Annotated in this window: 13 protein-coding genes and 1 tRNA gene; 2 read left to right on the top strand and 12 right to left on the bottom strand. The window is 37.9% G+C overall.

Annotated elements, in window-relative coordinates:
- Positions 1-14: 14 nt before the first annotated feature.
- The 11 genes from V4T18_RS16640 to V4T18_RS16590 all read right to left on the bottom strand — a co-directional run bounded on the left by V4T18_RS16640 (position 15) and on the right by V4T18_RS16590 (position 14,147).
- The gene (locus V4T18_RS16640) at positions 15-506 is read right to left on the bottom strand and encodes an SMI1/KNR4 family protein (protein WP_332651328.1); all 492 of its coding nucleotides are present in this window, start codon (positions 504-506) and stop codon (positions 15-17) included.
- Positions 503-1,666: an HNH endonuclease gene (locus V4T18_RS16635; RefSeq protein ID WP_332651326.1), complete on the bottom strand. Its 1,164-nt coding sequence runs from the start codon at positions 1,664-1,666 to the stop codon at positions 503-505. Before V4T18_RS16635 ends, V4T18_RS16640 begins: the two co-directional genes overlap by 4 nt.
- A 71-nt stretch (positions 1,667-1,737) precedes the next feature.
- On the bottom strand, positions 1,738-2,208 hold the full coding sequence (locus V4T18_RS16630; RefSeq protein WP_332651324.1) for an SMI1/KNR4 family protein: 471 nt from the start codon (positions 2,206-2,208) through the stop codon (positions 1,738-1,740).
- Positions 2,209-2,233: 25 nt separating this feature from the next.
- Positions 2,234-4,174, bottom strand: coding sequence for a T7SS effector LXG polymorphic toxin (locus tag V4T18_RS16625; RefSeq protein ID WP_332651351.1), 1,941 nt, complete (start codon positions 4,172-4,174; stop codon positions 2,234-2,236).
- Between the two features lie 20 nt (positions 4,175-4,194).
- A complete protein-coding gene (locus V4T18_RS16620) occupies positions 4,195-4,470 on the bottom strand; it encodes a YwqI/YxiC family protein (RefSeq protein WP_332651322.1) in 276 nt (91 codons plus the stop codon).
- Between the two features lie 15 nt (positions 4,471-4,485).
- A complete protein-coding gene (gene essA, locus V4T18_RS16615; RefSeq protein ID WP_332651321.1) occupies positions 4,486-4,998 on the bottom strand; it encodes a type VII secretion protein EssA in 513 nt (170 codons plus the stop codon).
- Entirely contained in the window at positions 4,973-7,708 is a 2,736-nt protein-coding gene (gene esaA / locus V4T18_RS16610; RefSeq protein WP_332651320.1) for a type VII secretion protein EsaA, read from the bottom strand. The genes essA and esaA overlap by 26 nt, the downstream gene beginning before the upstream one ends.
- Positions 7,705-12,165, bottom strand: coding sequence for a type VII secretion protein EssC (gene essC, locus V4T18_RS16605; RefSeq protein ID WP_332651318.1), 4,461 nt, complete (start codon positions 12,163-12,165; stop codon positions 7,705-7,707). The genes esaA and essC overlap by 4 nt, the downstream gene beginning before the upstream one ends.
- A 39-nt stretch (positions 12,166-12,204) precedes the next feature.
- Positions 12,205-13,524: a type VII secretion protein EssB gene (gene essB, locus V4T18_RS16600; RefSeq protein ID WP_332651316.1), complete on the bottom strand. Its 1,320-nt coding sequence runs from the start codon at positions 13,522-13,524 to the stop codon at positions 12,205-12,207.
- A gap of 13 nt (positions 13,525-13,537) precedes the next feature.
- Positions 13,538-13,777 (bottom strand): EsaB/YukD family protein, encoded by a 240-nt coding sequence (locus tag V4T18_RS16595; RefSeq protein WP_332651314.1) that lies wholly within the window; start codon positions 13,775-13,777, stop codon positions 13,538-13,540.
- A 76-nt stretch (positions 13,778-13,853) separates the two neighbouring features.
- On the bottom strand, positions 13,854-14,147 hold the full coding sequence (locus tag V4T18_RS16590) for a WXG100 family type VII secretion target (RefSeq protein WP_332651312.1): 294 nt from the start codon (positions 14,145-14,147) through the stop codon (positions 13,854-13,856).
- Between the two features lie 316 nt (positions 14,148-14,463).
- Between V4T18_RS16590 and V4T18_RS16585 the strand changes: the two genes are divergently transcribed.
- A complete protein-coding gene (locus V4T18_RS16585; protein ID WP_332651310.1) occupies positions 14,464-14,832 on the top strand; it encodes a YwqH-like family protein in 369 nt (122 codons plus the stop codon).
- Positions 14,833-14,961: 129 nt separating this feature from the next.
- Here V4T18_RS16585 and V4T18_RS16580 read toward each other — a convergent pair.
- A tRNA-Ser gene (locus V4T18_RS16580) sits at positions 14,962-15,054 on the bottom strand.
- 156 nt (positions 15,055-15,210) lie between these two features.
- Here V4T18_RS16580 and V4T18_RS16575 point away from each other — a divergent pair.
- Positions 15,211-15,655: LXG domain-containing protein (locus tag V4T18_RS16575; protein WP_332651308.1), on the top strand; the 445-nt coding region annotated here is incomplete at its 3' end.

The raw sequence follows: 15,655 nt of genomic DNA, 5'->3' as shown, positions 1-15,655 counted from the left end.
TTTAAATTAAAACCTTAGTCATGTAATTTATCAAGAAATTCTGTAAATGTTGCTGCAACGTAAAATACATTTTCTCTAGCTCGCTCTTCTGCTTGCTCTTCTGTTAGCCCTTCTTCTTGAATTAACTTTCCTTTTTCCCAAGCATTCTCATGTTCCCAAAAAACTACAATGGGATTATCGTCATTATCTTTATAATCAAAGCATATTAAGTTTCCTGCTGGATCAAACCCAAATGGTACAAGTCCTTTAGGTAAAGAGGAAACATAGTCGCGATATACTTTAACAATATTTTCACTACTATCTTCATCATAAGAAAGTAATGTCCCAAACACTCTTGTTGTTTCATTCACTTCAAAATTATACGGTAATACTGCAGAACCATTATTGTGGACAGCACATTCTACATAATCACTTGGAAATATATAACCCATCTGTTTCCCCACTCCAATAATATATTCCGCTGAAACTGTTCCATCTGGTACTGGCCATGTTAAATCGTTTCTCATCTAATTCCGCCTCCCCATAATTTGTTACCACCTAGGTGATTTACACTATGTTTATCAGAAATAACTAGTTGCATTTTTCCAGGTACTTGATGATGATGCCATGTTAAACCATCTATTCGTGGCAATTCTAACTCTATCATCTTTAATTGTTTTGGGGTAAAAATCCCCTGTGGTATTTCACCTTGCTTTATCGCTTCTTTCAAATTCTTTGTACATTCTTTAAACTGCTTTTCATCAGTAGCAATAAATAAATTTTCATCTAATTTATGTGTAAACTTAACATCGTCACCTTTAAAAATCGGAAAGCCTAATACATCATAATCTACGCCTTTCACATGTTCTCCTCCCGCTAATCCTTTATTAACAATATTATTCTTTGGTGAAGCATTTAAGTATTCATCTACATGCCCTACTACAGCTTTAAATTCTTCAATACTATCATAACCATATTCCTTAATAGTTGAATCATCTACAACTTTCAAAAAGTCTTCAACACTTTCATAACCTTTAGGAACAATGGATCTATTAATTATATTTCCATCTATATCGTAATCATTCTTTATTACTTCATCGATTTCTGATTTGTGAACATTACCCGTACCCTTACCATCCCCATCCACCTTAATCTGAGAAAAGCTGTCTTTTGCTTGCTCAACAACGTCGCGTATTGTAGTTGGTGCTGTGGGGCCGTGTGTTGCGAATGCCGTATTCCCAATCGGTGCATCGAGGAGTTGGTTGAGCCTTTCGTTCGCCCAAGTCTTCGTTTTTGCAATTGGTGCCTTAATGACATCGTCGTAGGTTTTAGCAGCAACTGCCTTGATGTTTTCTGGATCAAGAACGTTCCGTGCCTTGGTGATGACCGCTGAATTGCTCACAGCCTGAATGGTTTTGGCGATGGCCTCTTTACCGAAATTGCTCTTCCAAAGGTCTTCCAACCGCTGTGCTTTCTGCTTCATATTAGCGTAGACATTGGTCTTAACAAAGTCTTTTAGCTTACCCGTCTGCATCGTATTGTAGGGAATATCATCAACCTTGGAGCCTGCCTTGCCGAGTTTCCCCGCTTTCCCGAGCTTGTCGACGCCTTTTAGCCCGACAACAGAGACGACTGCATAGGAGAAGAAGGATGCCCGACTACGTGCATCGCCGTTGAAAAAAAGCACCTGATTCCTACAAAGGCAATCAAGTGCTTTAAGTTAAATACACCTCAAATTAATATCTTTTTAATTAATTTTTATTTTAGTATCTCTAAAAACTCAGTAAATTTATCTGTGATCCTATAAAATACTGGTTCAAACTCACCTGATTCCTCATGAGACCAGACACACACAGCAGGATTCTCTTTATTATATCTAAAATCCAAACAAACAAAATCACCTGCGAATACAGCAGCTATCGGCAACACTTCTGCACCTAGTAAATCTTCATTATCAGTTAACCTCTCCCCTATTTGTGAAAATACGACATCAATATCATAGATTCCTTTAGGGTTATTTTCAATGTCGTCCAACATACATAAAAACCTTTCAATCGCATAACTACGACTGTTACATTCAAAGGTAGCATCTTCCACTTCTGCACCGTTATATATTTTAATAAAATTCAAGAAAGACTCCGGTAACCTTAGTCTCCAAAACTTTTCATGTTTCTTAATCAATTCTTCAGAAGGTAATGGTTTTACAATAGTCTCTTGTTTTATCTTCATACAATTACTCCTTCCTTTATTTTAATTATCTAGGAGCATCTGCCCACATACCAGGTGACCTTCCCCCATTGTGAATGGTAATATTGTGTATTCCAAAAGGCACCAATTCCATCTTACCCGGTATTTCCGTGTGATGCCAGGTCATACCTTCCGGTCGACCACCAATTGAATTATCAAGCCATTTAAATTGCTCTTCGTCTGGAAGTAACCATAAACTTTCTGGTAACTGCTTAGTCTCAACAACAAGCCCAGCATTCTTAAAATCTGCATATCCATATCTCATTCCATCTGCTTTTGTAACCTTCACATCAGGAATCAAACCATCAGCCACTGCTTTTTCTTTAATCATTCTTTTTTGACGAGCAGTTAAATTATCTGCACCCGGAAAAGATTTATTCCATGACCATGTTGTATTTGATGAAATTTTCTCATAGTACAACTGTACATAGTCATTAATTACATCATCAAAAGTTTTCGTTCCATTAGCAAAATCATCTATATTTTTTAAATTAACTTTACTGGTATTACCCTTACTATCCACCTTGATTGTATGAGAAAAGCTGTCTTTTGCTTGTTCAACAACGTCGCGTACTGTAGTAGATCCTATTGGTCCGTTTGTTGCGAATGCCGTATTCCCAATAGGTGTATCGAGGATTTTGTTGAGCCTTTCGTTCGCCCAAGTCTTCGTTTTTGTAATTGGTCCCTTAATGACATCGTCGTAAGTTTTAGCAGCAACTGCCTTGATGTTTTCTGGATCAAGAACGTTCCGCGCCTTGGTGATGACCGCTGAATTGCTCACAGCCTGAATGGTTTTGGCGATGGCCTCTTTACCGAAATTGCTCTTCCAAAGGTCTTCCAACCGCTGTGCTTTCTGCTTCATATTAGCGTAGACATTGGTCTTAACAAAGTCTTTTAGCTTACCCGTCTGCATCGTATTGTAGGGAATATCATCAACCTTGGAGCCTGCCTTGCCGAGTTTCCCCGCTTTCCCGAGCTTGTCGACGCCTTTTAGTCCTACAACGGATACAATCGCGTAGGAGAAGAAGGCTGCCCGACTGCGTGCATCGCCATTGATTACATCTCGTTCCCATGCGGCTTCGATGGCGCCCCACACTGCGTTGAACGTGTCGATTGGATTGAAAATGGCTGTTCCGATACCTATTAAAAATCCAATCGGATCGGTGAGGAGTGCTTTTAATAGGTCGAATAAGCCTTTAAAAATATCGAAGATGGCTTTTGCAATTCCTTCAAATATTCCGATTATAACATCCCCTACCACTTCATACCATGCCTTATCCTCTTTAATGTCTGTTGAGGCATCACGGTCACAGGACATGCCCTCGGCAGCATTGGTCTGCCCATTGGCGTTTATATCACCTTTAATGAAGATATCCTCCATAAACTGAATTTGCTCCGTAATCGATTGGAGGATGCCATTCACAGGCACGACTGCTTGTGTTTGTAGGGTATCAAACCTCACGAGTTTTTCGATCGTTTCATCCTTGAATTTCATGGCCTCATCACACGCCCGAACGACGCCATCCTCTCGTAAGGGTGGCAGGGCGACAATATCCGAAACCGTCTGCATTATGTCATTGGCCTCGCCCGTTAACGCGATTGTTATGTTTTTTGCGTGAAGGATTCCTTGGTGTAGGTCGCCTTCTAAAAAGCTTTGCCGGATGTAGCCGTCACGAGCGGGCTCTAAATCCAATAACGCCTTGCGCATATTTTCGATTGTCAGCTGATAATCCGCATTAAAAGTATGATACGTACTTAATAGCGGTTTATGATATTGTTCATAGAACGTTAAGATCGCTTGAGGCCCTTCCCCTTTAAAGGCATCTGACAACCCAATGAGTTGATCGATTGCTCCCTCGACCTGCTTCATTTGATCCGACAATGTGTTGATTTTTTTATTCGTTTCATCCATTCCGATTTCGAATGCATCGACATCAAGCACTTTCATCAAAAATACTACACCCCCTGTTACTGGGCAATCGCCGTAGAAAGTTGTTTATCGGTTTCCTTCATATACTCTACGGATTGCCCTGTAAGCTCTTCGTTTAACGTTAATATTTCCTTATACAATGTGTTCGCTTTTTGCAGTTTAATATTTAATTCATTCAGCTTCGTGACAACCTCTAACCTATTGTCTCCACCTATCGTTATTTGAAAGGTTGGATCAATGGATTGAATAGACTTATATAAACTTTCTAAGGCCTGTGCAACTTGTTCATATTGAATTTTGATCTCTGTTGTCAACTTCCTCACACCTTTCTATTTGTTCGTTCCGCTCGTTGTGTCTTTTCCTTTAAACGTTCGAGGAAGGATGAATAATAAAACGATTAACAGTAATGCAACAATAAAGCCGATATATACAGTCTTCAAACTAGAATGATTCGCCTCATTTTGTACCGCTTGATCCCCTGTTTCAAAAAGGATATCCTGGGATTCCTCTGAAAACAGATTGAGCTGCTGAGATACGATACCCACTGTTTTTCGTTCTTTTTCCCCTTCAGTAAAGAGCTGCTCCAAGAGGTAATCCGTTTGAGGATAATAATCTGGTATAAAAGTTAATAGCTTTTGAGCCTCCGATATTTTCTCTTTGCTTTGTAAGAGTGAATCATTGTTGATTAATTCCGTATTAGACTCAAATTCCTTTTGTTTATATTCGTTTGGATCTAATCGATCAAACTCTGTATTTGCAAACGCCGTGTGAAACGGCGTTAACCAAACACATAACAAGATGACCATAGCAACCTGGTTACCCTTCCAACATTGATTCTTCATCCTTTGTAACAGACTCCTTATTCATACGTTTTACTAGAAATGGTACTAAGGCTGAAATCACGATAATGCCTGCAAGGATAAGGCTCGCCTGTACGATTAACGAATCCGTTCCATATTGGATTGACAAATACACCTTTGAAATCGGATCTTCATAATTAATATTAGGTGCGAGTAACGTAAGCATTGGCGTAATAAAGAATAAAATTACCCCCATGCCGATAAACCAGCCTACTAAACTATCAATAGAGAAGCCCGCAAAAGTAATCGACGAGACAGTTGTAATTAATAGCACGGTAAAAATTGTCCACTCAACGGCACTCTTTTCATCTAGCGGGTAAATATCCAATCCGTAGGTGCTAATAATTAATCCGACAATCAGATTTAATAAAATGAATAGAGCAAGTCGAGCAAGAGCATTGTCCTGTTTAAAGTAATAACAGAAATACCCAATCATCAGCCCACTAATCAGCACAATGACTAAAATAATTACAGGTGGTAGCTTATCCTCCTGTTGTACAGACTTATCGAGACTTTTTGCAGCAAGTGGCGTTGCTAAGTGCTCATAAATTTGACCATTTTTTTGACCATCCACAAACGCATTATTAAGCACCGCTTTCAGGTCATTTCGATACAATTCGGTCGTTTTTACATTTTCATGCCATTTATAGCTAAGCTGATTTGTATCCTTATTAATATTTTGTGCTTTTGTATGAAGTCCCTCTGTAACAGTCTTCATTTGAGCTTGATTTTCCGTAATACTTGCCATCGATTCACTAATTACTTGCATTTCACCACTAATACTTGCTTGATTTGTAACAAGCATATCTCCATTCGGTACACCGTTTAATGGGATTGGTGCATCTGCTATCAGTCCATTAAGCTGATCCATTACGTTGTTTGCACTATTTTCTATTTGCGTTAACTGTTCCGTGACAGCCTCATTATTCGTTTCAAGATTTTTCAACTGATCAACAAAGAAACCGTTTATTTCATCCTGTAAGGATGTCAGATTATTTTGCGCTGTCGGAAGTCCAGTTTTTAAATTTTCAATAATTTTCTGTTCTTCCTCGTTCAGACCCAAAATCTTATTTAAATTAGAGGAGATTGATTCCGGATTTAAACTAAAACTGTTTCTTAATACAGATTCATACTTGGCTAATGTTTCATAATACGCTAATAATTTTTCCGACTCTTTATTTAATACAGGCTGACTAAAGATTTTTTGCAATCTACTCTTTTTATTATCATTAATATTTTCTAGACTGAGGATTGCCTTTTCTTTCATCTTTATTTCTTCTAAAATTATTTGTTCGACAATGTCTGAAGGGTTATTTTCTTCTACATTGCTCACATTTTTAGACTGAGCCTGGACGAAACTCTCCTTTAGTTTCTTTTCCTCTATTTGAATTTGACCTATGCTCGTTTCAATTTCTGAGATCTTAGCTGTCAAACCCGTTAAAACCGCCTCGATATTTTGCTGTTCCTCCTCAGCTGTTACAGTAGTAGCAAACAGTTCTGCCTTTAAAGCATGAATATCGTTCGCGAGTAGCAGTAGTTTTTCTCGCTCACTATCTAACGCGGCCATTTGAGAAGGGATATTCAAGTTACTAGAGGCTGCATTGTTCCCCGTGCTTGTGCTTGGTGTACTCGGCTTTGAACTAGGCTGCTGTAATTGATTTTTTAACCCGATTACTTGTGTTTCATATTCAACGACTAGCTCTCCTTCTACTTCTATTAAAACCTCCCAGATTTCAGCCTGCTGCGTGGCTTCATGATCTGTGAAGGCCGTGATTAACTTTTCATTGTCCACTAAATTTTGGCGAAGAGGCGTCACTTTGTTATTTAAATCTTCGTTTCTTTTGTTCAAGTACTCCTTCATCGCCATAAACTGTGGCTGCTGATTATTTTTAAACTCAGCTAAAACAGTGACATTCTCATTTTGTAAGAGCTGTAAGAGCCCCTGCTGAGATTGTTGGTATTCCTGATATTGATCAATATAAGTTACAAATTGTGATAGGCCGTTTTCAAATTCCTTGGCATTATTCACATTATTTGATAACGATTCATCTCCACTCTTTAATGAGGACTGAAGAGTTTCGAGCATCTTTTTTTGATTATCAATTTCACCTGTAATACTTGCTACATTTGGTTGATAATATCCGGAAATTGTATTCAAAAATTCTACTTCTTTTTGTAAGATAGTATCGAATTCTTCCCTGACCTTTTCTAAATCCTGAGACACATAGCTCCAATAAAGGATCGATATTTTACCATTTACCTTTAAGCTCGCTTTATCGACTTCTCTCAGTACTTTTTCGCGGTCCACCGTATTAAGCTTGTCAGACACAATGTACTTGAATTCTGCCTTTAGCGGATTTTGTTCCTCATACGTTAAAATATTTTCAGAAAAATTCGAGGGGATATAAAGAATCGCATCGTATTCTTTCTTATCTAGTCCCTTATCGGCTGCACTACGGCCAACAACTTGCCATTGGTATTTCGAATCCTGTGATAAAATGGGCGATATCTCTTTTCCAAAATCAATCGTCTCCGCTCCTGCATCCTCATTCACAATGGCAATTTTTTTCGTTCCTTTTGAGTTATCAAAAAAGGGCTTATCACCAATGGAGACAAAGAATGCTACCGGAGTCCCGATTATCAAAATCATTACGACTAGCATTTTGAGTATAAATTTGCTCTTTTGTGTCATGAGTAAATCTCCCTTTCAATCGTACATAATGGAATTTGAATTTTTATTTCTTTTCCATTCAGCACATAATATCCGAAGCCCGGATTTATCTCCTCTTCCTTCCTGTCATATGGGAGTGTAATTAATGTTTGCTCCGATTTTTTCATTAATAAGATCGCTTGACGTATTTGCTTCACTTCCGTCGTTAACGAATCATACCCTTTCGTCACTTCACTGCTATTTCCAGAAACGATGAAACTGAAGCCCAAATGGCTATAGTTTTTCATTAATTTCACAATTCTTTCTTGTAGGCCGCTATCTAATTTGGAAAGGAACGTTGGATAATCATCTACAATAAGCAGGATTGGCTCCAAGCTCAATTGAGATTGATCCTGTTGCTCTAAATAGGCTGCTTCACGTAAGGCTAGCTTTTCTTCGATTATTGTAAGCCAGTCCATGATTTCTTCCTTCGATTGCAAGTAAGAAATGGCATCATAGCTTGCAAAATGGTGTAATCCTCGATGAATTGAATCAAATAATCCAATATCTTCAATAGGTTGCTGTAAAGCCGTTTTTAAAATAACCTTTAATACATTCGTTTTCCCTCTCTGAGCAGGACCCATAATAATGCAATGCTTATGCTGTTGGAGATTCATAGCGATTGGCTGAACAGTTTCCTCGTCTAAGCCAATTGGCAATACTTTCGGCTGATGTAGGTTTTGCATATAATTTTCAAGATCATTCATTGTTAATTCTTTTGGCAGCATCGGTATTCCTAACGGGCGTCTGCAATCTTCATATTTTTCATTCAGCAACTGAACCGTTGATTTTAACCCTTCTAATATTTCAATATCATTGTCCCCATATACTGGTAAGAAAACTTGAGCAAAATAGGTGCCATCTTTTTTAATAATGGCTCTTCCCGGTACCGGTTCAGGCTGCAAGGTTGTTTTACCTATTACGCTATAATTCTCACTATTATCTAGTAGGTAATGAACAATTTTTGTTTTTAAATTATTCATGACTGCCTGACGAATGACTGAAGTTCTTGTAGCTGTATAAATCATATAAATACCTAAAGTCTGTCCATCCCTTACAAATTGATTTAACAGCGGCTCTAAATCTGGCATTTCTTCCTTTACAAAATCAAAGTTTTCAATAGCAACGAACACTATCGGTAGTTTTTCTTCACTTACACTGTTGTACAATTTAATGCTACTTACTTCATATTGTTGTAAGAGTTGTCTTCTTCGAGTAATTTCGTCCCTTAAATACCTCATAAACTTATCAATCTTTTTACCTTCGTCCATTAAGAAGAAGTCGGCCGTATGAGGGAGCTGCTTCAATGGAAGTAATAAGCCATTTCCAAAGTCCATCAAATAGTAGTTCACTTCTTCTGGACTATAATTTTCCGCTATACTTAATAAAATCGTTAGCACAGTAAAGGATTTCCCGTAGCCTGTTGAACCAAAAATACCGATATTCCCGTCCTCGATTAATTCATAATAATAAGGCGCTTGAAGTTGTTTTTCTGGTTCATCAAACAGGCCAATACTAATTTGGGACCGCTGTAAAGACGGATAATCATGTTTATTAATTCGATCTGAAAGCGGAGGCAGCCAAGGACTTTTTAGTTTCTGAATGCCTAGCCCCATTTTGCATTGTTCAATTTCCCCAACAACGGCATCAATTTCTGTGAAGTCATTCTTCTGCTTACTTTCATTAGCAGAAACATTGGACAAGGGGATCAGCCCTAAATCCGTAATAATCGCAACTTCATTCTCATCCCCCGATTGCTTTGTTAAATAAGGCGCTCCACTCCATGCAGATTGGAATAACTCATACACCTCATTATTTCCTACTTGCAAGTAGCCTCGACCTGTAGTCGTAATTGCGGCAGCATCCGCATTTTTTAATATTTCCTTACTATCTGTTGCATCTTGTACTTTAAGTGCCACTCTAAATCGTGCATTACTCCAGATTTGATCATCAATAATCCCGCCTGGCTTTTGTGTAGCTAAAATTAAATGAACACCTAAGCTTCTTCCGATACGAGCTGCAGAGACTAACTCTCGAATAAATTCAGGCTCTTCATTTTTTAATTCCGCAAACTCATCCGAAATTAAAAATAGGTGCGGAAGCGGCTCCTCTACTAACTGTTGTTTAAATAGGCTTGTATAGTCGTTAATATGTGTCACACTATATTGATCAAATAAACGTTGACGCCTTTTCAGTTCACTACGGATGGAAGCGAGCGCACGGCTAGTAAAGTTCACACTGCCTTCAATATTCGTAATCACCCCTAACAGATGTGGCAGCTTTCTAAAGGGCTGTGCCATGCCTCCCCCTTTATAATCAATAAGAAGAAAGGCGACTTCATTCGGATGAAAATGCACAGAAAGTGATAAAATATATGTTTGCAAAAATTCACTTTTACCGGACCCTGTTGTTCCGGCTAGCAATCCATGTGGTCCATGTGCTTTCTCATGTAAATTTAAGTACACAAAATCATTTTTCCCTTTTAATCCAATTGGCGCTGCTAAGGATTTAGATGACTCATTATTCATCCAATTTTCTGAAATAGGTAACTCCTCGACTCTTTCCACATCCATCATTTCTAAAAACGATACGCTTTCAGGGATGGAATTGGTCATGCCCATTTGATGATCTAATGTTCGTAGCATCCGCGCATAGGGCTCATTATCTTCCCGTTGATGATGGTCCAGTCTGAATGGTATTTTGACCGCCTTTTTATGTTGAATTAAAATATCGCCCTCCGAGTCATTAATGTAGCGGACAAGCGTAGAAATATTATCATTTAAGCTTTCTTTCGTTTCGGTTGCAAAAATCACCGATATCCCGAGGTGTAAATAATCCCCCTCTAAATACTCTAAAATGACATGATCCTCAATAAGCCTCTGGTTCGTAATAATAAAGGTGTAGTGGGGCGAGAATCTTACATCCTTTTTATCCTCCACTAAATCCCTTTCACGAATCATTTCATACAGCGAGGATAAGAGCTGATCTCTCGTCTTTTCGTTATATATAAACCCTTTTGCAAACATATTCGGTATCTTAAAATGCGGCAGCCACTTCATCCATTTCAACTCATCATAATTTTTTTCATCAAAAATCAAAATGAATCGTAGGTCATGATAGCTATGGAAAAAAGCGAGCTGCCCAATAATTTGATGAATTTCGCTTTTGACAACCTGCTCTTTCCCTATTAACCCAATTGGCCCCTTCAATAAATTCGCAACGATCGGGGCATCTTTCATGTTTTTGTATACATTTTCTAGGTGCTGAGATTGTTCGACTAAATGATCCATTTCACGATTAGCCATATCGCCTGCATTAGCAGAAATACTAAAGCTGGATGGAACGGTCCCTGTTCCTAACCTGAATTGTAAGAAGTCATTACTATCGTGGGCTCGCTCCCATATTCGATCCGATATGTTATTTGTCAGATACTTCATCCGTTGGAATGTAGGAAAATGAAAATCCAACACAAACCGTTGTTTATCCGCTAATTCCTGCAGCTCTTTTCGTTTATTTTCCAAATACAGTGTATACACACGTACTCGTTTCGCATTTTTTTCTTTTACATTCTTTTTATCCTTAAAATATTGCACGGAAGAGGTCACTAACGTCGTGACAAACATTACCATTGTTACGATAATAAAGATTCCGCGAGGCTGAATTAACGCCACTATCCCCATCACTATTAGCATGATCAGTGGCGGGGCAATGATTAACCAGATCCCTCTAGAGGACGATTCATGTTCTTGTGCTGGGAAAGATAAGGAAACTTTTTCTTGCGGCAATTCATACACCATTCGAGGCGTTCTTCTATATATAGGATACTTCTTTTTCATTTCTGATTTAGGTTCTTTAATAGCGGTTAGTTTTGACTCAAAATCCTTAAAACTAATTACCTCTAAAAGATCTTTATCTACTAAACGAAGAAGCATAAACGGCGTAAAAATCAAATCTCCAATCCCGATTCTTTTTCGATTCCTGCTCCGTTCACCATTAATATAAATAGTAGAGGTGTTGCTAGATTCGACTACCCAATGTTGTTCCACCTGTAGCAGTGAGAAACCAAGGCTATTCTCTAATACTTCCTTTTTAAAAATATCCGCCTGCTCGTCTTGATTCGAAAAAGTTATTTCTTTTTTATTCCCAACAAAGTATATTTGCCTCTTAGCAATTGAATCAAAATGAATCAGTTTTAACACAGACTGGCCATCTTTAAATTCAAAATACTGCTGTGGGTGTATCTTTCCAATTCCCTGCTCATTTTGATACAGAGACAATCCTAATGAATGCTCCTCGATTGTAAGAGAACCATTTGTAAACGGAAATTTCTGAATCGTCACTGTATCATTTTTGTTATTGCCAATCGTTATGTTGTCTTTAAAATTATCCAACTGAATCGGTTGGTAGTAGTTATCATAAAATATTAAAAGCGTACTCATATTTACTAATCTCCTATTAAAGATGTAGTCTTCAGTCCTTTATTCTTTGTCTTCAGTTGTTTCGGACTGCTCTTCTTTCACAGGTTCCTCGTCTTTTACAGGTTCCTCTCCCTTTTCTGGTAGCTCCGAATTTTCAGGGGGATTACTATCTTGTTGAATATCGTTTTTCTCTGCCTCTTCCATTTCTTTTAATTGCTCATTCAATTCCTCAATTTGCCTTGTATATTTATCCTTTTCCATTTCAATTTCATCTAAAAGGGCTTCTCTTTTCTCATCTTTCATGTCGTAGTCTGCTTTGATTTGTTCTTCATAATTTAGTAAAGCAAATACGATTAAATCAATATCTTCCAGCTGGCGGCTAATTTTTAATGCCTCCTGTGCCTGACCTCGGCCGATATAAATCCAATACTGTAGATAACGACTATCACTTTGTAACGAAATCGTCTTTAGTACATTCGCTTTTTGGGCGTCTGTTAATGTTTCATTCACGGCATACGCAGTAGCCAACTCAAATTGAATCACTTTCGGCATATCCTCTACCTTAATATTCGAAAGCTGATTGATAATTTCACTATAATTATTTTGAATAAAAGGCTCTTGGACATTAATGAATACCTCTTGTCTTGGCTGAATAATGAATGCTGAATAAAATATGTAAATACAAAGAGGCACTAAAATTCCACTTACTCCGATGAGTGAATTACGTATCCAGCTCCATCTTTTCAAAGTGACTTTTTTATAATTTTTTTCTCTCTGCTCTATTTCTTTTAAGCTTTGCTGAATGATTGCTAATAAATCTTGATCACTCTCTGCCGCTAATATCTTCTGAGTAATTGGTGATAATTCAATTGAACTCGAGAAATGAATATATTGCTCAAATGTATATTGCTTATCGATTACAGCAGCTATGAGCGCTTTTGTTTCCTTCCATATCCTCGCCGTATCTTTTTCGTATGGGGGGATGCTTTCTTTCACACCGTAATGAAGAAAATACGGTGTTAAGCCTTCATCAATTAGAATGTTTTCTGGACAAACTAGTAAATGAAGGCGATTTGATGAATGTAATTTAATTTTTTTTATTAATTGCGAGGCAAATATCCACCGACTTTTTTCATCTAAAAGGATTACTTTAGAGCAAGTGATATAATTTGGCTCAATATAAAATGTAAAAATTAACGCATCTTCGGTTGAGGTAATTTCTTTTTTTATAAATGGATTGAATTCACTTAGTAAGTTAATCTCTAATTCATCATCTAGATTGATTTTTTCCTTATGGAATCGTAACTCCATTTTCTCTTTTTCAAATACTACCTTTGCTTCTAATATGTTTTCTAAGTAGGATTGATTTTCTTTTGTCATCTCTATTACTCCTTTATAAGATTTCAAGACAATCACCCGAAATAATGCCACTACTTACAAGCTTATCGTTACCTGATAGAACCTGTTTTTTATTAGGAACCCTGACCCAAAAGCCCTCTTTTGGCTCCATAGAAAGAGACTTCGCCTGCCAAACAATGTCTACTACCTCCTTGACGGTATAGTAATTAGACAAACGTAAATCAAAGCTGTCCCCTTGATAATTTTTTAAGTCAATTGTGATCTCAATATACAAAATAATCACCCCAATAAAAAAGAGCGTCTTCATCTTGAAATTGACGCTCTTTGCTTTCACATAATTTAGATGAAGGTTATCCTCGAATTTGACTAGCGATTTGTCTGTCTGCATCCGCAAGAGCATGAGCAGTTTTAGATAACTGTTCTGATACGTCTTGTAATAATCTAGACATATCAACGAATGATGGACGTAGGGCTTCATATTGATCTGCGAATGCTTTACTTGATTCACCCTCCCACATTCCTTGTAATTCTTCAATCATCCCGTTTAAACGATTAATTTGCTCATCAACCTGTGCACTTTCATTATTATAGCGTGCTGACATCGCTTCTAACTCAGCTGGTGTAACTCGAATAATTCCTGACATTTTTTCCATCCCCTTTTCTTCAATATTCAACTACATTATAGGTATTCGTAGAAAATTCAGTCAACTAAATTATTACAGTTATAATAAAATAAGTTATTTATTACCATAAGATGAGTTTCTGTTAATTATTTTTCTCCCATACTCATTGATATTCACACAATAGTATTTACTATATATGGCATATGCAAATTAATCACTTCTTACCATTTAAAGTAATATTGTTAGGTGCTATCGTTAAAATACATTTGATTTTTTATGGAAATTTCGAGGCTTGTCTTAATCAAATACACAAATTTCAATTTATAGGGGTGATGAAATGTCTTTAACCTATTACTATGCTCTTTTACAAAAAAAACAAAGTGATCTTCAACGGTTACAAACATGTAATGGCCAGCTAACTAGCAAACAAGGGGAATTTTTTAATAATGCCTATCTTATGACGGAGCCTGAGCTTACCGCTACCACTTGGCAGGGGCAGCTTGCAAGTCAATTCGATAATATTCGTATTGGGGGAATATTAGCTAGTTTCGAGGAGATTCAGGGTTCTCAATTTAATCAAGTATTTTCGGTTTTGAGTAGTAAAATGGCGGAAATTGCTATGGAAATTGAGTCGATCAAGCAAACGATTGCTCGATTAGAGGCAGAGGCAGCTAGAGAAAGAGCAAAGGCCGGGGCAACGAAGTAACGACGATGGATCAATAAATCAAAAAAAAAGCGCTATAAACCGAATCGGCTATAGCACTTTTAGGTAAATAAAAAACCGTTACGATTGTAACGGGTACGATTCTAACATATGCGCTGCGCTTATAAAAAATGGCGGAGGAAGAGGGATTCGAACCCCCGCGCGGTTTAACCCGCCTGTCGGTTTTCAAGACCGATCCCTTCAGCCGGACTTGGGTATTCCTCCGTATTTAAAAGCCATTGTCTTTTCGACAAGATTTAATATAACATGCGGCGGAAAGGAAGTCAACAATCTTCCTCAAAATTAACGTTAAAACAAAGAGTTTACAAGGCAACAGCTTTCTACGGCGATAGCCCAGTAACAGGGGGTGTAGTGTTTTTGATGAAAGTGCTTGATGTCGATGCATTCGAAATCGGAATGGATGAAACGTATAAAAAAATCACCACTTTGTCGAGTCAAATGAAACAGGTTGAAAGGTCGATGGATCAGCTCATTGGGTTGTCAGATGCCTTTAAAGGGGAAGGACCCCAAGCGATCTTAACGTTCTATGAACAATATCATAAACCGTTATTAAAAACCTATCATACCTTTACTGGGGATTATCAGCTGACGATTGAAAATATGCGCAAGGCGTTATTGGATTTAGAGCCCGCTCGTGACGGCCTCATCCGGCAAAGCTTTTTAGAAGGTGAGCTACACCAAGGAATCCTTCACGCAAAAAACACAACAATCGCGTTAACGGGCGAGGCCAATGACATAATGCAGACGGTCTCGGATATTGTCGCCCTGCCACCCTTACGAGAGGATGGCGTCGTTCGGGCGTGTG

Origin of the sequence: Lysinibacillus sp. 54212, assembly GCF_036662795.1 — a bacterium.
Classification (GTDB): Bacteria; Bacillota; Bacilli; order Bacillales_A; family Planococcaceae; genus Lysinibacillus_B.
Note: the sequence above shows the minus strand (reverse complement) of the source record. Positions and strands in the feature narration are given on the sequence as shown.